The 18,210-nt window shown below is 39.6% G+C and carries 12 protein-coding genes; 4 read left to right on the forward strand and 8 right to left on the reverse strand.

The genetic code is table 11. From position 1 onward, the window contains the following. Positions 1-20: 20 nt before the first annotated feature. Together CWD91_RS01685 and CWD91_RS01690 are read right to left on the reverse strand one after the other, a co-directional pair. A complete protein-coding gene (locus tag CWD91_RS01685; protein WP_103439210.1) occupies positions 21-2,138 on the reverse strand; it encodes an outer membrane protein assembly factor BamB family protein in 2,118 nt (705 codons plus the stop codon). Positions 2,139-2,312: 174 nt separating this feature from the next. Beyond that, the gene (locus CWD91_RS01690; RefSeq protein ID WP_103439211.1) at positions 2,313-2,972 is read right to left on the reverse strand and encodes an SGNH/GDSL hydrolase family protein; all 660 of its coding nucleotides are present in this window, start codon (positions 2,970-2,972) and stop codon (positions 2,313-2,315) included. Between the two features lie 213 nt (positions 2,973-3,185). On the opposite strand from CWD91_RS01690, the gene CWD91_RS01695 reads away from it, so the two are divergent. After that, positions 3,186-4,292 (forward strand): acyltransferase family protein, encoded by a 1,107-nt coding sequence (locus CWD91_RS01695; protein WP_103439212.1) that lies wholly within the window; start codon positions 3,186-3,188, stop codon positions 4,290-4,292. Between the two features lie 25 nt (positions 4,293-4,317). Here the strand turns inward: CWD91_RS01695 and CWD91_RS01700 are convergent, their stop codons facing one another. Both CWD91_RS01700 and rnpA read right to left on the reverse strand, forming a co-directional pair. Continuing rightward, positions 4,318-5,946, reverse strand: coding sequence for a S41 family peptidase (locus CWD91_RS01700; RefSeq protein WP_103439213.1), 1,629 nt, complete (start codon positions 5,944-5,946; stop codon positions 4,318-4,320). Positions 5,947-5,956: 10 nt separating this feature from the next. Then, complete coding sequence (gene rnpA / locus CWD91_RS01705) at positions 5,957-6,340, reverse strand: ribonuclease P protein component (protein ID WP_103439214.1); 384 nt, start codon at positions 6,338-6,340, stop codon at positions 5,957-5,959. Between the two features lie 117 nt (positions 6,341-6,457). Here rnpA and CWD91_RS01710 point away from each other — a divergent pair, with 117 nt between their 5' ends. After that, positions 6,458-8,308, forward strand: a complete 1,851-nt coding sequence (locus CWD91_RS01710) for a CBS domain-containing protein (RefSeq protein ID WP_103439215.1) — start codon at positions 6,458-6,460, stop codon at positions 8,306-8,308. Further along, the gene (locus CWD91_RS01715; RefSeq protein WP_103439216.1) at positions 8,305-9,492 is read left to right on the forward strand and encodes a succinylglutamate desuccinylase/aspartoacylase family protein; all 1,188 of its coding nucleotides are present in this window, start codon (positions 8,305-8,307) and stop codon (positions 9,490-9,492) included. Before CWD91_RS01710 ends, CWD91_RS01715 begins: the two co-directional genes overlap by 4 nt. 67 nt (positions 9,493-9,559) lie before the next feature. Here CWD91_RS01715 and CWD91_RS01720 read toward each other — a convergent pair whose 3' ends face one another. The 4 genes from CWD91_RS01720 to CWD91_RS01735 form a co-directional block, all read right to left on the reverse strand. Then, positions 9,560-11,428 (reverse strand): M1 family metallopeptidase, encoded by a 1,869-nt coding sequence (locus tag CWD91_RS01720; protein ID WP_103439217.1) that lies wholly within the window; start codon positions 11,426-11,428, stop codon positions 9,560-9,562. A gap of 123 nt (positions 11,429-11,551) precedes the next feature. Continuing rightward, entirely contained in the window at positions 11,552-13,183 is a 1,632-nt protein-coding gene (locus CWD91_RS01725; protein WP_103439218.1) for a S8 family peptidase, read from the reverse strand. A gap of 115 nt (positions 13,184-13,298) precedes the next feature. Further along, positions 13,299-14,159, reverse strand: coding sequence for an MBL fold metallo-hydrolase (locus CWD91_RS01730; protein ID WP_103439219.1), 861 nt, complete (start codon positions 14,157-14,159; stop codon positions 13,299-13,301). 116 nt (positions 14,160-14,275) lie between these two features. Continuing rightward, entirely contained in the window at positions 14,276-16,057 is a 1,782-nt protein-coding gene (locus tag CWD91_RS01735) for a cation:proton antiporter (RefSeq protein ID WP_103439220.1), read from the reverse strand. A gap of 236 nt (positions 16,058-16,293) precedes the next feature. Between CWD91_RS01735 and CWD91_RS01740 the strand changes: the two genes are divergently transcribed. Next, complete coding sequence (locus CWD91_RS01740) at positions 16,294-18,144, forward strand: cation:proton antiporter (protein ID WP_103439856.1); 1,851 nt, start codon at positions 16,294-16,296, stop codon at positions 18,142-18,144. Positions 18,145-18,210: the final 66 nt, after the last annotated feature.

Here is an 18,210-nt window from a genome sequence, read left to right on the forward strand (position 1 = left end):
TTATATAGTTTCTTAATTTATTATTCCAAAGCAAAGGCAATAATTTGGTTTCCTTTTTCGGTTCCTAATTTTTCGCCACCACAAGCAATGGCTATATACTGCTTGCCGTCTACTTCATACATGGCGGGAGTGGCAAATGCTGCTGCTGGGAGTTTGTACTCCCAAAGTAACTTACCGCTATATTTATTAAAAGCTCTAAAATATCCATCCTTTGTGGCTCCTATAAACAAAAGGCCGTTTTTGGTTACTATCGCACCGCCGTAATTTTCTGTACCTGTCTGTGGAAATCCCTTTTCTTTTAGGGTCAAAGTTTCTCCAAAGGGAACGGACCAAAGGTAATCACCAGTATTTAGGTCAATGGCATGTAATGTGCCCCATGGGGGGGAAATTGCAGGTAGGCCATTACTGTCCAAGAATTTTTTATATCCGGTATGTTTATAGGTAGTTTCTATAGGTTTTTCCTCATTCTTGTCTTTATTTTTAACTAGCTCTTCTCCATACAAAAATTGAAGCAATGCGTCCATTTCATCTTTCTTAATCTGAGGAAATCCGGTCATCATTCCTTTTCCCTTTTGTATGGTCAAGGCAACGTCGACTTTTTCATGCGTCGATTTTAGATTTAGGAGTGATGGATATCCACTTGTTTCGAGGCCATTACGATTTTTTTGATGGCATACAACACAATATTTGTTGTAGGTACTTTCCCCTAAAGGCAAGCTTGTATCCAAGCTGTCTTTTTTCATTTGAAGGAACCAGGCCATTTCATTGGAGTTTACATACATAATCCCCTCCTCTGGATCGGCCGCGGCACCTCCCCATTCCGCTGCTCCGTCATATCCCGGCAAAAGGAGAACCGGATTCAATCCTGGAGGGGCATAGATTCTTTTATCCGATTCATTGAACTGGATCAATAATTCCTCCTTGTTTTCGGCATATTGACTTATGTCTTTTTCCGTCAAAAGATTGGATTGCCTTGCAAAAGGCTTGGGTTTTGTTGGAAATGGTTGGGTATCCCAAGTTTTTTCTCCTTCTAAAGTAGAGGAGGGCACGGTGATTTCCTCTATATCGAACAATGGGGTTCCCGTGGCCCTGTTGAAAAGAAACACATATCCCTGTTTGGTCACTTGGGCCACGGCAGGAATCTTTTTTCCCGCTCTGGTAACCGTCAAAAGGTTGGGGGGTGCAGGCGGATCTCTATCCCACAGGTCGTGGTGGGTGAATTGATAATGCCAAAGGAGTTTTCCAGATTGGGCCTCCAAAGCCAGTAAAGAATTGGCATAAAGATTACTACCTTTTCTGTTGCCACCATAAAAATCGGGAGCTGCAGACCCTGTTGGCACGTACAGGATTCCAGTTTCCTCATCCAAGGCCATACCGGCCCAGTTGTTGGCCGCACCAACAATGTCGCTTTTATAGGCATTGGGATCTTCCCAGGTTTCATTACCAGGTTCACCAGGATAGGGTATGGTATGAAATGCCCATTCCAAGGCCCCCGTTATCACATTAAAAGCCATAATGTCTCCCGGAGCTGCGCCTCTTCCCTCAGACAGCCTAATCGGCATAACAATTAAATCCTTGTAAATTGTTCCCGGAGTGTTGGATACTACAAATTTATCTTTTGCATTTGATGGTAAACCGGAGTGAAGGTCAATTTTTCCATTTTCCCCGAATGAAGTAATTGGTTCACCTGTCTTGGCATTTAAGGCAAAAAGATTGGCTCCTTGGGTAAACAGTATTCGGGCATCATCATTTTTTTCCCAGTATGCTACGCCGCGGCTGGTGGAATTCTCCTGATTTAATGAATCGGCAAATATCCATATTTGCGATCCAGTTCGGGCGTCGAGTGCCACAGCCCTTACTGCTGCTGTAACGCCGTATAAAACGGTGTCCACTACAATGGGGTTCATTTGCATCTGACCGCTATCAGGAGCGCAGTAAGACCAGGCTACTTTAAGTTGGGTAACATTTTCAAGGGTTATTTGTGAAAGGGTGGAATAATGGTTACGGTCCGGCCCGCCCAAATAGGAGGACCAAGTGATATACTTACTGGAATCCTTAAAAGTAGTATCCTGGCAAGCTGTTAAACAAAGTGCCGCTGTGGTTAGGAGCGATAAATATTTGGCAATTTGAAGCGACATTGGTTGTGGTTTTATCGCTTAAATTAATTAATTTTTAAAGAACATAGGTGTTATTTCTTGGTTGTACCAAATTCTTTTATTTGGTCAGGGATAAGATGGTTCTTTTCCCATTGGTTCAAAAATAAAGAAAGCCGAGATGCTATTTATGGGTTTGAAAGTACATATTTATTTGTACTATAATTTTTTCATCGTTTTTTGAAGGACGGGAACAATTAGTTTTCCGAGGTCTTTATATCCTTCCTTATTATAGTGGACATCCTTATCCCCCAAGCCATTTTTACGATGTATGGCAATGGATTTTTTATAGATATCGTTGATAATAACACCATTTTTTTTCATTACGGATTTTGCTGCTTCATTGTATTTGATAACATCTGCAGAATGTCTTCCTGCTTCATTTAAAGGGACATAAGTGGTGGTTACAAAGATTAATTTTGCTGAGGTATTGGTCTTAAGGAAACTAACCAACTCTTCCAGATTTTGCCTATAGGTATTCAGGTCGTAGGTTATGGTACCCTTAATTTTGTCCCTATTGCCATAGACTTTGGAATCTGGGTGCCTATAACAAAGATCCCATAATCCCCAATTAAACTGGATAATATCCCAATCCTCCTGACCTATCCAGGCCTTAATTTTTTCCAATCCCGTTCCTGTATGTTGTGCATTTCCAGGATTGTGCAAAACCATAGCCCTTGAGGCCAGGGTTACTTTTACTTGAGGAAAATAACCTATAGAAATCGAGTCTCCTATGATCAGTATTTTCGGCTCTTTTGGTTTGTAGCCTAGACAAAGAAAAAGACTTAAGGAAATTAGAAGAAAAAACTTGTTTTTCATAGGTTTGATCTTTATAAATGGGAAAATTAATTAAAATATTTAGAAGGTGTGTGGCGGCAGTACTATAAAGCCGAAACTTTTTGGTAAGCGGAAAAAATCCTTGCTTATGCTCTTTAGTTTGGGATGTGACAATTTACAAACATTCATAATATTTTATGAATGTCTTTAGAAAATCACTACATTGTTATTGCCAAATAATCAACCACATACAAAATGACCAACGAAGCTACCAACCTTTCCAAAAGGTTATTTTCCCTGGACGTATTTCGAGGATTAACCATGTTTTTACTCATTGCAGAGGCCGCAGGGTTTCACGGAAGCTTTGGGGAATATACAGAAAACAATGCCATTTTGCACCCATTGGCGGAACAGTTGCACCATCATCCTTGGAATGGTTTGCGGTTTTGGGACCTTATTCAACCTTTTTTTATGTTTATTGTGGGGGTGGCCATGCCATTTTCACTTAGAAAAAGGTTGGCTAACGGAAGCAGAAAAGAAGCTACCAAACATATTTTGAGAAGATGTTTTTTGCTTTTTGCTTTTGGAGTACTGCTGCACTGCGTATATAGCCATGCATTGGTTTGGGAACTATGGAACGTATTGGTCCAATTGGCCTTCACTATTCTTATCGCCTACGCTATCATGAATCTTCCACATCGTACCCAGATCATTATTTGTATTGGGATTTTAGTACTTACCGAAATTCTTTATAGGGTTTATAATCCACAGGACCCTTTCAATAAAGGACAAAGTTTTGGGTCTTGGATAGATATGTTGGTGATGGGAAAAATTAACGGCGGAGGATGGGTTTTCATCAACTTTCTGCCTACTGCAGTCCATACGGTAATGGGCGTCCTTTGTGGCCAATTACTGCTTTCCAATAAATCGGCCAAGGAAAAGTTAAGTCCCATATTAATGTGGGGAGCATCCTTACTTGTAGTGGGCTATGGTATGGATTTATTGGGAATAACACCAATCATTAAAAGAATAGCGACTACCTCATTTACCCTGGCTTCAGGAGGATGGGCATTGCTGGCATTGGCATTATTTTACTGGTGGATAGACATTAAGGACCATAAGAGCAATTGGTTGAAGATCTTTTCTGTCGTGGGGACCAATTCTATTTTTATTTATTTATTTGCCGAAACAGTAGGGTCTCAATGGTTTAGGGATTTTGGGCATATTTTTACCGAAGGAATATTGGCTCCATTAGGTGTACAGGAAGGATTAATATGGGTAATAAATTCCTTATTTGTCCTATTTATGTTTTGGTATATAACCTACTTTTTGGATCAAAAGAAGGTATATTTTAAGATATAAGGAACATTGGCTCTCGGACCAGCAATTATTTTAGGATATCCCTATACTTACCGTTATCATTTAAAAGGGCAGAAGCAGTCATTATGGCTTCGTCATTTTGTAGATGATAATCATAAAGTCCTTCCCTATAGAAATAACGCTTAAGAATCTCATCCTCCAAATTCTTTTGTATTTCCGCTTTATATTTATCCAAGGCCATAATTTTGCTTTTGTCCATCTCCAGCAAAAGCGATTTATAGTTCTCGGTTACCGAGTTGCCATAGAGGGAACTATCCTCTCCTGCCATGGCCTCCTTCAGTGCTTTTTCGGCTTTGGTTTCAAAGTCAAAATTACTCTTGGAAACATAACTCTTAAATGATGAGAAATCACTGATATTAAAGTTGAAATCCAACACATTGGCCACTTTGTTGTTATAATAATAATCCGTGGCGTAATCAAAAATAACATTACCTGATAAAAGGGCTTGGGTAAGGGTATTGGTTTTGGCGGCAGCAATTTCTATATCGGGCAAAACACCGCCTCCATCCTGTACTTTACGTCCATTTTTGGTTTTGAAATCCCTAAATTGGGTATTTTTAACTGCATTTCCATTCTCGTCCCTATTCCAATAATCCAAAGATTGAATACATCTTCCGGATGCCGTATAATATCTGGAGATGGTTACTTTTAACTGGGTGCCATAAGTAAGTTTTAAAGGACGTTGTACCAATCCCTTCCCAAAGCTTCTTGCCCCTACTATGACGGCACGGTCCAAATCCTGTAGACTCCCCGAGACAATTTCACTTGCAGAGGCACTTCTGCCATTAACCAAGACCACCAAAGGTATTTCTACATCCACTGGCTGGTTTGTAGTTTTATACTCCCTATTGAATTTCTTTACCTTGGACTTGGTGGTTACCACCAGTTCCCCTTTAGGAATAAAAAGATTGGTTACATTTATGGCTTCGCTCAAAAGGCCTCCTGGATTATCCCTTAAGTCCAAAATAATCTTCTTGGCGCCATCGTTCTTAAGATCAAGGAGTGCTTTTTTTGTTTGTTCCGTGGCTTTCTTATTAAATTTTAATAGAACAATATAACCGGTATTATCATTTATCATTTTATAATAAGGAACAGCGTCTACTTCTATGGATTCCCTATTTACTGTGGTCGATTTGGTTTCACCCTGCCTAACATAGGTAATGCCAACGCTTGTGTTGTTTGCTCCCTTTAAAAGTTCGTCCGCATCATCCTTAACGTCGGCAATTGCAATATCACCGATTTTAATGATTTCGTCCCCAGCTTTCAGTCCGGCCTTATCGGCCGGATAGCCCTTGTAAGGCTCAACAATAACTATTTTATCCTTATAACTTCGCACTACAGCACCAATACCCGAATATTCACCGGCATTGTTAATTTTGAAGGATTCTACATCTTGTTCGTTAAGAAATTTGGTATAGGGATCAAGCTCTTCCAACATGTTTTTTATGGCCGTATCCATTAGTTCTGCAGGATTGGTTTCATCCACATAGTTCATGTTCAACTCCTTGAATAAGGTGGTAAAAATTTCGATTTGTTTGGCAATCTCAAAAAAATCGCCCTTAAAACTACTCCCTGCGATCAATAGGGTAAGAGCGATAATGGGAATAAGTACCCTCTTCTTTAATATCTCTTTCATCAGTATAAATTTATTTGCTACCCTTAGTTATTTCATCAACAAATTTTCGCATCAAAGGTATCATGGTATCCGTTATTTTGGATTGCGAGGGCATCTCCTTACCAAGATATAAAAACATAAACGCAAACTCGCCTTCTATGTTGTTAAAAATTAGATGTTTGTTTAGCCTATAGCTTTCTCGCATCAATCTTTTTATACGATTCCTTTTTACGGCACTTTTAAAATTTCTTTTGGAAACTGTTACCCCTGCCTGGTACTTGGAATCATCTTCATATTTGGTTTTAAGGTAAACAAGTTTAATGGGATAATTGGTAATACCAACCCCTTCGGCAAACAACTGCTCAATTAGTTTTTTGCTCTTTAGCTTTTCTTTTTTTGGGAATGTAAACGACATGCTCCGCAAAAGTAAAAATAAAAACCACAGTTATGGGATATGACAAACATCATAGTACAAAATCTCCTTAGCCCTTATCTTAGGTTACATTTTTAACAAAACGCTAAATATGGATATATGGGAGAACTGCAGGTTGAAAAATTAAGGAACAATCCTCATAAGGCTAGGTATATTAAACTGTTGTTGGCTGACATCTCGGCCTTGGAACAAATACTGGAAAACAAGTGGTTTGAACTGAGTCCGATTAGAATTGGTGCCGAACAGGAGTTTTGTTTGGTAGATCGATCATGGCAGCCGTCCAATAAGGCTTTGGAAATTCTTAGAAATATAGATGACCCTCATTTTACTACCGAATTGGCCCTGTACAATCTGGAAATTAATTTAGATCCAATTCCGTTGACCGGGAATTGTTTTTCGGAAATGCACTTACAGTTAAATCATTTATTGACTAAAGCTGACAAAGCAGCTGAGGAATATGCCAATAAGATAATACTCTGCGGAATTTTGCCGACCATTTCCAAAAGGCATTTGGATATTGGGTATATGACTCCAATTGCCCGTTACCAGGTACTGAACGAGGTTATTAAGGAAATGAGAAACAAGGATATAGAACTTCATATTAAAGGGGTAGATGAGTTGAACATTCGCCATGATTCCGTGCTGTACGAAGGATGCAATACCAGTTTTCAATCGCATCTGCAGATAGACCCATATGATTTTAAGGATACCTATAATTGGTCCCAGGCTATTGCGGGGCCCATCCTGTCCATTTGTACCAACTCCCCCATGCTTTTTGGCCGGGAATTGTGGGAAGAAACCAGAATTGCCCTTTTTACGCAAAGTGTGGATACTAGGGCTAGTAATTTTCTATTGAATGAAAGTGAACCTCGGGTGAACTTTGGAAATAATTGGGCAAGGGGAACAGTTGTGGATTATTTTAAAGATTCCATTACAGGATTTAGGAGCCTTCTTACTTCCAATGCCGAAATGGATAGCTTAAGCGAATTGAAACTGGGAAAAACACCGAAGTTAAAAGCGTTGGCACTCCATAACGGTACGGTGTATACATGGAACCGTATTTGCTATGGCATTACAAACGGTAAGCCTCACATTAGAATTGAGAATAGGTATATCCCATCAGGACCCACTACGGAAGACGAAATTGCGAATATGATGCTCTGGGTAGGCGTTATGATGGGTAGGCCTAAAAAATACGGTGCCATTCATACCAAGATGGATTTCAACGATGTAAAAAGCAATTTTTTCAGTGCCGCCAGATATGGTATGGCAGCCCAATTTTATTGGGATGGACAACTAATATCCAGCCAACAATTATTGTTGGATCACTTTTTACCAATGGCTTTTAAAGGCTTGTATAGTATGGGAGTGGCTCCAAAGGATGCTGAACACTATCTGAAGATTATTGAAAAAAGAATCGGATCGGCCAATGGTTCCAGATGGATGGTTAAAAGTTATAGAAAAATTAGAAAGGAATATAAGCCACCCGAGGCGTTGACCATCTTAACGGCCAAAATGTATGAAGGTCAACAAAAGGGATATCCCATAGATGCTTGGCAATTGCCAAGAGGAGATGAATTTGTTCTAAATAAAAAGGATAAAAAAGTTTACCAATACATGAACACAAAGACCATAACCGCGCAAGATAGCGATAGTTCGGAATTGGTACTGAAAATGATGCAGTGGAAAAATATTCATCATATACCCATACTCAATGATGATTTGGATCTGGTTGGATTGTTAACTTGGACCGATCTTAAGGAGTATTTGAAGAATCCGAATAAAGTTGAAGACCGTATAAGGGACATGATGAAAACAGAACTCATTACCATAACAGAAGATGAAAGCATGAACAGGGCAAGGACCTTAATGGAAGCGAATGGTATAAATTGTTTACCTGTTGTCCACGGTAAAAAATTAGTGGGTATTATTACTACAAAGGACTTATGACCTACTTGGCACACCAAACTGGCAACAACCGGATCATAGGTCAATTAAACGGTAGCAACAATGGTCCTACCTTGGTATTCTTTGGGGGTATTCATGGCAATGAGCCTTCTGGGGAAAAGGCGATACAAGAGGTTTTCCTTAGAATTGAGGAAGAAAAAATACCTGTAAATGGTAACATTTATGGTATTCGTGGAAATATCGAGGCTCTTTTGGCAGGGAAAAGATTCTTGGATTATGACCTCAACCGATTATGGACCGTTGAAAATATTGAAAAAATTAAACACAGGTCCGAAGAGGAACTTTTTAAAGAGGACAAGGAGTTATTATCCCTATTTCAAGTTTTGCGGGGCATACTTGAGACGGAACCTGGCCCTTTTTATTTTATTGATTTCCATACTACCTCCAGTAAAACCCTACCTTTTATTACCATCAATGATGCCTTGATCAACAGGAAATTTTCCAAGCTTTTTCCTGTGCCTATAATTTTGGGGATAGAGGAATATCTAGAGGGACCTTTACTTAGTTATATCAACGAACAAGGTTACCTGGCAGTGGGTTTTGAATCCGGTCAGCACACAGCAAGGGAATCGGTAGACAATAGTATTGCTTTTATGTGGTTGACCCTCGTTTATAGTGATGCATTAAAAAGGGTAGATGTAAAGGGGTTTGAAGGATATTACCTTCAACTTCAAAATTCTGCCATGAAAAACTCCAGTTTTTATGATATAATTTACAGACATCCAATTGGTTCCAAGGACAAATTCTCCATGTTGCCCGGATTTAAAAGTTTTGATATCGTAAACAAAGGAAAATTATTGGCCGAGCATAATAAGAAAGCAGTATTGGCACTGCAAAAATCCAACATTTTTATGCCTTTGTACCAAAGTCAGGGAGAGGATGGATTTTTTCTGATACGAAGGGTTCCCAAATTGGCCCTATGGTTATCCGCGGTATTGCGAAAAATAAGAATACCGGCCTTGCTTCCAATTTTACCCGGGGTTTCGTGGGCAGATAAGAAAAAGGGAAACTTGTTGGTAAATGAAAGAACTGCCAGATTTTTGGCAAAACCATTATTTCACTTACTGGGTTATAGGAATAGGCAGATCAATAAAAATGAAATCTTAATGAGCAGCAGGGAAGCTACCGCCAAGAATAAGATGTACAGTGGAACACAGTGGTATTAAAAATAAAAAATCCGTTCAAGATGTCTATTAAAAGTCATTTTAAACGGATTTAGCACTTTATTGATTTTTACTCCTGTCCTTGCCAAACATTGTTTTCGGGATCTACATCGGCCATTAGTTGGGAGGGATCCAATACAACGGCCTTAATGTTGTTGAGCGATTTATCCAAGATAAAGTCATAGTTGGTATACGCCCAAGGCCAATCAGGCAATACGGTTCTCTTTAAATTGGTATATGGGTTCTCTTTTTCACCGTACATCATGCGCAAGGGAGCGTAAAACGTTTCCTGTGTACCATCATTGTACAGTACCAAAACATCTATGGGCATGGGCATAAGACCAATGCGCTCCAGGCTTACCTTTGTTTTTTCACCTTCTGCCTCTACGGCCTTAATGCCATAATCTATGGTATTGGTCGTTTGCGTCCAATCTGTAAGGTACCAGTCCAACTCCATACCGGATACTTTTTCAGCGGTTCTTTTTATATCGTTCGGAGTAGGGTGTTTAAATTTAAAGTCTTGATAATATTTTCTAATGGTTTCCATAAGCTTATCCTGCCCAATGATATAGCCCAATTGCGATAAGAATACTGCACCCTTGTTATAGGCGGCTACCACATAGGCAAAATTTAATTCATATCTATCCGCATGGGTAGTTTGGGCCTGTTCTTTACCGGAAGCCACCAAATTGTAGTATCCTTGATAGGAGCTTTCAAAAGGATTATCCTTGTTCTGGTTCGTGATTTGGTCCTTACATAAGGCCGAGATAAAGCTTGTAAAGCCTTCATCCATCCATTCGTGTTTGGATTCGTTGCTTGCCAGTACATGCTGAAACCAGGAATGGGCCATTTCGTGGACCATAACGCTTAACAGACTTCCAAAATTTCTACCTCCGGTGATCAGGGTACTCATAGCGTATTCCATGCCACCATCGCCTCCTTGTATTATCGAGTATTGCTCATAAGGATAATCGCCAATATTTTTATTAAAAAACTGCATGGCCTCGGCCGTTTTGGGCTGTAGTTTTTGCCAATTTTCTATGATTTCCTTGTCGTTCTTGTAGAAAAAATGGAGCATTGGGCCATTTTCTACTTGAAGTGTATCATGAATGTAATCGGGGTCCGCAGCCCACATAAAGTCGTGAACCATTGGGGCCTTAAAATGCCAAGTAAGTGTTTTTCCCTTGGTTTTTTTTACTTCCGATCCCGGAGATTCATAACCATGACCTATTTCTTGGGCATTTTGTAAATATCCAGTTCCACCTACTACATATTTTTTGTCCAAGGTCAGTTTCACATCAAAATTACCCCATACCCCATGGAATTCACGGGCTATATAGGGATCGGCATGCCAGCCTTCAAAGTCGTATTCGGCCATTTTTGGATACCACTGACTCATGGATAGCGCTACGCCCTCACTGCTGTTTCTTCCGGCGCGTCTTATTTGTACGGGTATTTGTCCATTAAAGGTCATTTCAAAGGTGGTTTTTCCGCCTGCTGGAATAGGTTTGTTTAATTCAACTACTAAAACCGTACCCTCTTCCACAAAGGAAACCGCTTGGTTGTCCTGAGTAAGGGATGTAACTCGGAGATATCCAATTTCATCAGGGGAGAGGCTTGCTATTCTACTTTTCCCTTCCTCCATCATTCTACCGTCAGGATCAGCGATACTTTGTAAGCGCATGTCCATTTCACTACCTGGCTTAAAGGCATTGAAGAATAGATGATAATATACTCGGCTTAGTTCATCTGGTGAGTTATTGGTATAGACTAATTTTTGTGTACCGCTGTATTGGTAATTTTTAACGTCCACATCTACTTCCATTGCATAATCTACATGTTGCTGCCAGTAAGTAGTATTGTTTTGTGCTTCCAAAGTAGATGACAAGCTTAGGATCGCTACAACTAAACCTATAAAAAGTCCTTTATTATATTTCATACGTTTACAACTATATAATTATAAAAAAGGGAACGTTGATAACCACTGTGCTCCCCATTAAGAATTTAATTTTGATGACCAAAACTATCGTACATTAGGATTGTTTTGGCCCTGTCCGTTGTATTAAAGGTTTATTTTACCTCTAGTTACTGCTTCTGCCATTATTAAGGCATTATAAGCATTGACCATTTTACCGGATTTCGATATTTTTTGAAAATCCATTGACTTGGATGAATCACCGGCAACCACTACTTTGGATTTTGTAGTAAGTCCGGAATTCAACAATATGGCCTTAACCTGTGAGGCGGTTAGTTTTGGATAATACGATCTAACCAATGCAGCTACTCCTGCAACTGCTGGTGCAGCCATGGAGGTACCTCCCTGAAAATCGTATTCATTGTTCGGCATGGTAGAATAGATATCATCACCAGGGGCAAAAATATCTACATTTATAAGGCCATAATTGGAAAAGGTAGCTACCATTTCTGATCCATACTGGCTTGCCAAAGCTCCTACGGTTATAACATTATCGGCCATTTCAGGACCGTTATTAATTTGGTCGTTTGGAAAATTCGGGTTGTTTGGGTCATCAAGATCTTCGCCCGAGTTTCCTGCCGCATGCACAAAGATTACATCATTATCGGCCGCATATTTAAGGGCATCATATACCCATTGGGCATTTGGAGAGAAGGCTTTTCCAAAACTTCCGTTAATAATTTTTGCTCCGTTATCCACGGCATACCGGATACCCAAGGCAATATCCTTGTCATACTCATCCCCATTGGGAACTGCCCTGATACTCATTATTTCAACATTGTTTGCAACCCCATTGGCACCAAGACCATTATTTCTTTTAGCTGCGATTATGCCGGCTACGTGGGTACCATGACTTTCATCCTCAACCCTATTATTGGGATTGCCATTACCGTAACCTCTATCGTCAAAATTATATGGATCATCCCCAACTATTTTTCTGCCATCAAAATCTACATTTAGATTATAATTAAGTTGGTCTGTAAAATGTTTGATGCCATCCTTAAGTTCTGAAAGTACTTCAGGTATAGTGTCCTTGATACTTAACATTTGCATCAAAATACCTACATTTCTTTGCATAGTTTCGTCCTGCGCCTTAATTTCGGTCAGGTCTTTTTTACTATAGGTATCCTTCCCTAAATGCTCTTTTACTTCTTTATCCGCATTTTGTACTGCTTGAAGTATTTGTTCGTATTGTCCCTTATTTTGAAGTGCTTTCTGATAATCTTTGTCCAAGTTACTTTTGGCCTTGGCCTGTAAGGACGCGTCCCCTATTTTCTTGCTTACAATACGGGCCATTTCCAACTGTTCGTTGTAAGATTCCCCTAAAAAGTTGTAGCCATGTATGTCGTCTATATAGCCATTATTATCATCATCCTTGTTGTTACCGGCAATTTCCCCTTTGTTGGTCCAAAGCACATCTACCAAATCCTCATGTGTCAGATCCATTCCGGAATCCAACACTGCTACTATTACTTTTTCACCTTTTTTATTCCCAATTATCTCTGCATAAGCTTTATCTATGCTCATTCCAGGAATAGTATCCGTAATCAAATCCGCATGGCCCCAATTCTTTTTTTGTGTATCGGTTAATTCCGATATTTTAAGAGGAAGAGTATCAATATTTTCAATTGGGGTGGAAACTAGAGCGGTACTACCACACCCATAAAGTAAAATAGAGACCGAAATGGCCAAAAAAGTTCTGTTTAATGTTAGTGTCATTTACTTGCAGTGTTAAAATTAGAATGTCTTATTCAATGTATTTCAGGGTTATTTAGCTTCAAAGCTTGCTAGGCAATAATGGTTTGCCGTTTATAGGAGTCTATAATTGATCATTTTATTCAAAAAGCTGGGCAAAGGTATGTATTTCTTTTAAACGTATACCTTTTTCGGTTGTTTGTAGGGTACAGACCTGGTTATGGGCATCGTGCTCCAATAACAGGTAATGATTGTTTTTCTCAGCATTTTCCAAGAACAGGGCCTTTTCTTTAAGAGTTAATAAGGGTCTTGTATCATATCCCATAATATAGGGTAGCGGAATATGGCCAGCGGTAGGGAGCAGGTCCGCAGCAAAGACCAAGGTCTTTTCCTTATATTGAATGTGGGGAATCATTTGTTTTTCGGTATGCCCGTCAACGAATAGAATTCCAAAGTCCATTTCCGATTGGTCTTTGTAGGAATTGTTGTCCCTGGCAATAAATCGCAGCTGACCGCTTTCTTGCATAGGCAGTAGATTTTCTTTTAGAAAAGAAGCTTTTTCCCGTTCATTAGGTTCGGTGGCCCATTTCCAATGGGCCTCATTGGTCCAAAAAACAGCATTTTTAAATGCAGGTTCATATCCGGTTCTATCTTTGTTCCATTGTATGCTTCCTCCACAGTGGTCAAAATGCAGATGGGTCAGAAATACGTCTGTAATATCATCTCTATGAAAGCCGTATTTGTTTAGGGATTTGTCCAGTGAATGTTCGCCCCATCTGTAATAATATCCAAAGAATTTATCGGACTGTTTATTGCCCATCCCGGTATCTATTAAAGTCAGCCGATCACCATTCTCAATTAAAAGACACCTGGCGGCCATATCTATCAAATTGTTGGAATCCGCGGGATTGGTTCTGTTCCATATCGATTTTGGTACCACGCCAAACATAGCTCCTCCATCCAATTTAAAATTTCCTGATTCTATAGGGTATAATTTCATAAATAACCTAGCCTAAAGTAGGTGCAAATTAAGAAAAGCACTAAGGATATTTCTTGAAACTTGGGTTTATTAGAGGTTTTTTAACACTTTGTCAATATTTTTTCGTCCAAACCTGTCTATTGTAGGTAAATGACACTTTCCTTGGGCTTAATAATCTCTTTGTAATGAAATGGACGTAAAAGACCGGTTTCACCAAGAATTAATATCGGTAGGATATCCTTGTTTTTGGAATTTTTCTTGACCCAGTTGCGAGTGGTAGTTTCCTTATCTACCTTTTCTATTTTTTTCTTAAAATCATTGGTCGAAATTTTATAGGACCAAGGAACCATATCGGTCTTATTGGCAAACATGGAAGAGGCATCCATGTGATCCAGTAGATTTGGCCCCGCCCCATCTTCAACTGGTGAAACCAGGACTATTCTGTTGGGGATATAAAATGAGTTGAAGGCCAATTGTGCGGATAGGAGATTTATTTCACTATTGCCGGTCAGGGCTATAAATGTATTTTTGGATAGGGCGTTGGCTTCATCGAATGCATCTACCTTAAGTCCGTTTCCATAGATTGCTTTGACGCCCTGGGCATTGGCTTCAAGCACCAAATCTTTATTGGAATCTATCAGGATTACTTCGTTCTGTTCGGCAAGTTGCTTTGCAATGTATAGTCCCAACGGATTTGCCCCAAGTATCAGATATCCATTACGCGCATCCTGTTTTACAAGTTCTCCCCGTCTTTTAAGCCAATTTGTGGTCCATGTTAGGAATATTGGCACTGTTAAGGTCGTAGAAATGGCCATAAATACCAATATTGAGAAAATCTCTTGGGAAATAATGTTCATTTGGAGGCCAATACCGGCGATAATTATCTCTACAGCTCCCCTTCCGTTCATTCCGGTACCTATAGTGAATCCTTCACGCCAACCATAACCACTTGGCAGGTAAAATAAGGTGGTACCCAAAATTTTACCAACAACCGCTCCCAAAATTATCCATATCAACAGGGCCAGATCTGTTTGAAATACTTCCAGAGTAACGTGAAAACCTGCGGTAACAAAAAATATGGGCGCTAGAAATCCGATGGAAATATCGTGGAAGACTCCGGTAACCTCTTTGAGTACCTGTCTGGTAAATATGCCATCCCTTATGAAAAGTCCGGCCATAAATGCCCCCAAAATACCGTGAAGTCCAGCAAGTTCGGCCAATTCGGAAAATACCAACACAATAATGACCAAAATGCTAAAAAGAAATGTCCGGCCCGTTAGCTTAGTTTTTACGAGTAATCTTCCCAACAGTGGAAATATATAAATACCGATCAAGCCTGCGAAGGAGAAAAATAGAATGGCCTTGCCCGCCACCCAGACAAGACCAAAGGAATCAACGCTGCCAGCATCGACAAAACCAATAATTCCAGCAAAAATAATAAGCGCCAAGGTATCTGAAATGAGGGCGCCGGCCATAAGTACATATGCTATTCGTGTATCCAAGAGCTTTAGGTCTACTAAAATCCGACTTTTTGTGGCCAAGGAAGTAACCCCTACGGCAATACCAACAAAGAGACCGGCAAGATGTGTACCATCAAAAAACAGGATAGTATAATAGCCCAATGCAAAAGGGACCACGAAACCGCCAATTGCTGCTAGAAAACCAGCCCATGATGCTTTTCCCAGATCTTTAAAATTGATTTCCATCCCAATGTAGGCCATTAGAAAAAGGATACCAACTTCCGCCAAAATGTTCAGTGCATCGGAAGTTTCCAATATTCCCAACAAAGCTGGGCCCAACATGATTCCTATAAGTAGTTCACCTAAAATGGACGGGAAACCTATTCGTTTGGCCAATATTCCCCCAAGCCATGCGGCCAACAATACCATTAGCAGGTTTACTATATTCAATTCTACCATAGGTTTAAATTTGTTTGTGGGGAACCAGATGAAAAAATAACTAAATATTAGTTATTTGGCAAGTAAGAGCCTTATAATATTCACTGGTTTAAAAAAGGGGTGTTTCCCAATATTATACGCAATGAATAAGTTTCTTTTGGATAGGATAAGTAGGCAATTTTAAAGCCGACCCCAAGGTTTTTTTAACATAGATGGATTTTTTCTATATTAAAACTTATATTGCTTCAAATTTTTTTATGGTAGAACTTGCGGGAATAATCGTTCTTGGGATCATTGCACAATGGGTTGCATGGCGGTTTAAATTACCGGCCATTTTGCCACTTATACTTATAGGGCTATTGGTAGGTCCAATATCTACTTTGTTTACAGAGGACGGCACCAAATTGATCAGACCTATCTGGAATAAGACAGAGGGTTTGTTTTTAGGGGAGAGCCTATATCATTTTGTATCCCTGGCTATTGGCGTAATCCTATTTGAGGGCGGACTTACCCTGAAACGTTCCGAGGTGGCAAGAGTAGGGCCTGTAATTACAAAGCTAATTACTGTCGGCAGTGCGGTAACCTTCTTTTTGGCGGGAACGGCCGCTCATTTTATTTTTGAGCTTCCATGGCAAATTTCTTTTTTGTTTTCTGCACTTATAATTGTAACTGGACCAACAGTTATTACCCCCATTCTTAGGAATATTCCATTAAAGAAAGATTTATCCGCGGTATTAAAATGGGAGGGTATATTAATTGATCCCATTGGTGCACTAGTGGCGGTTCTGGTCTTTGAGTTTATAAGTATTGGGGAAGGGCAAGGCTATACGCAAACTGGACTTTTAGAGTTTGTAAAGGTGCTTTTATTGGGGTTTACCTTTGGTTTCAGCTTTGCACATGCCTTGACTTTGGCCATTAAAAAAAATTATGTGCCCCATTATTTGTTAAATGTGGTATCGTTATCCGTAGTACTTTCGGTTTTTGTCATCTCAGAACTTTTTGCACATGAATCGGGGCTGTTGGCAGTGGTAGTCATGGGTATGGTCATGGGAAATACACAATTGCCCAATATCAAGGAACTACTCTATTTTAAGGAGTCACTTAGTATACTATTAATCTCTATGCTTTTCATACTTCTTTCGGCCAGTATGAATTTACCCGAACTGGAATTGTTGTATAGTCCCAAAACGCTGGTACTTTTTGCTATAGTGGTTTTTGTGGTAAGACCGTTGGGGGTATTTATGAGCACCATTGGCTCTAAACTTAACTTCAGGGAAAAGCTGTTTATTAGTTGGGTTGGCCCTAGAGGTATTGTGGCTGCCGGTATTGCTTCCCTCTTTGGTTCTAAATTGATTTTACGTGGAGAACCGGGGGCTGAATATATTACACCCTTGGTCTTTATGATCGTATTGGGCACCGTACTGCTAAATGCCTCTACCGCCCGGATCATGGCAAAATTGCTGGGGGTGTTTTTAGAAAAGTCCGAAGGTATTCTCATCGTTGGAGCTTCTAAGGTACCTAGATTAATAGCCAGCTATCTTAAAAAGAATAACAGACACGTTGTGCTGATAGATAACAACTCAAATAATATTGAAAAAGCCAAAAACCTAGGCCTGGAAAGCTTTGTCGCCAACATTTATTCCGATAATTTAACGGACAATATAGAACTGAACGATGTTGGTTACCTTATGGCACTGACAGGTAACTCGGATATAAATGAATACGCTATAGACACCTTCAAGAAAGAATTTGGGGAACACGGTTCATTTAGATTGGTTAATACCGATGAGATGAACGACCCTGACAATAATCCTCAAGAAGGTCTTTTTTCGCATACCGATGATTTTATTACATTGACCGAAGCCGCTAGAAGTAATCCTGTGATTCATGAAATAGAATTAAAGGGCAAGGAACATTATGAAGGCCTCATTGAAATTACGAAAGCAGATAAGGATATTATTCCCCTTTTTGTTAAGAGCTTGGATGGGGACCTCAAAATTATTTCATCTTTTAGCAAGAATTTTGAAGATATTCAGGAAGGATCTAAGTTAGTATATCTTGGTAAGTTGTTGGATGCTGATAACAAGGAAAAAAAGCCTAAAAAATAAATTCTCAAGCCAATATTTAATAGAGCATTTCTAATATTTACTTACATGGGTCGTCTAAAAATTGTA

This window comes from Arenibacter hampyeongensis (genome assembly GCF_002909255.1).
Lineage (GTDB): Bacteria > Bacteroidota > Bacteroidia > Flavobacteriales > Flavobacteriaceae > Arenibacter > Arenibacter hampyeongensis.

Bases quoted from the DNA above. Each gene is read 5' to 3' on its own strand.
- CWD91_RS01685 (WP_103439210.1), bottom strand. From the start codon at position 2,138: ATGTCGCTTCAAATTGCCAAATATTTATCGCTCCTAACCACAGCGGCA.
- CWD91_RS01720 (WP_103439217.1), bottom strand. From the start codon at position 11,428: ATGAAATATAATAAAGGACTTTTTATAGGTTTAGTTGTAGCGATCCTA.
- CWD91_RS01740 (WP_103439856.1), top strand. From the start codon at position 16,294: ATGGTAGAACTTGCGGGAATAATCGTTCTTGGGATCATTGCACAATGG.
- CWD91_RS01690 (WP_103439211.1), bottom strand. From the start codon at position 2,972: ATGAAAAACAAGTTTTTTCTTCTAATTTCCTTAAGTCTTTTTCTTTGT.
- CWD91_RS01725 (WP_103439218.1), bottom strand. From the start codon at position 13,183: ATGACACTAACATTAAACAGAACTTTTTTGGCCATTTCGGTCTCTATT.
- CWD91_RS01715 (WP_103439216.1), top strand. From the start codon at position 8,305: ATGACCTACTTGGCACACCAAACTGGCAACAACCGGATCATAGGTCAA.
- CWD91_RS01710 (WP_103439215.1), top strand. From the start codon at position 6,458: ATGGGAGAACTGCAGGTTGAAAAATTAAGGAACAATCCTCATAAGGCT.
- rnpA (WP_103439214.1), bottom strand. From the start codon at position 6,340: ATGTCGTTTACATTCCCAAAAAAAGAAAAGCTAAAGAGCAAAAAACTA.
- CWD91_RS01730 (WP_103439219.1), bottom strand. From the start codon at position 14,159: ATGAAATTATACCCTATAGAATCAGGAAATTTTAAATTGGATGGAGGA.
- CWD91_RS01735 (WP_103439220.1), bottom strand. From the start codon at position 16,057: ATGGTAGAATTGAATATAGTAAACCTGCTAATGGTATTGTTGGCCGCA.
- CWD91_RS01700 (WP_103439213.1), bottom strand. From the start codon at position 5,946: ATGAAAGAGATATTAAAGAAGAGGGTACTTATTCCCATTATCGCTCTT.
- CWD91_RS01695 (WP_103439212.1), top strand. From the start codon at position 3,186: ATGACCAACGAAGCTACCAACCTTTCCAAAAGGTTATTTTCCCTGGAC.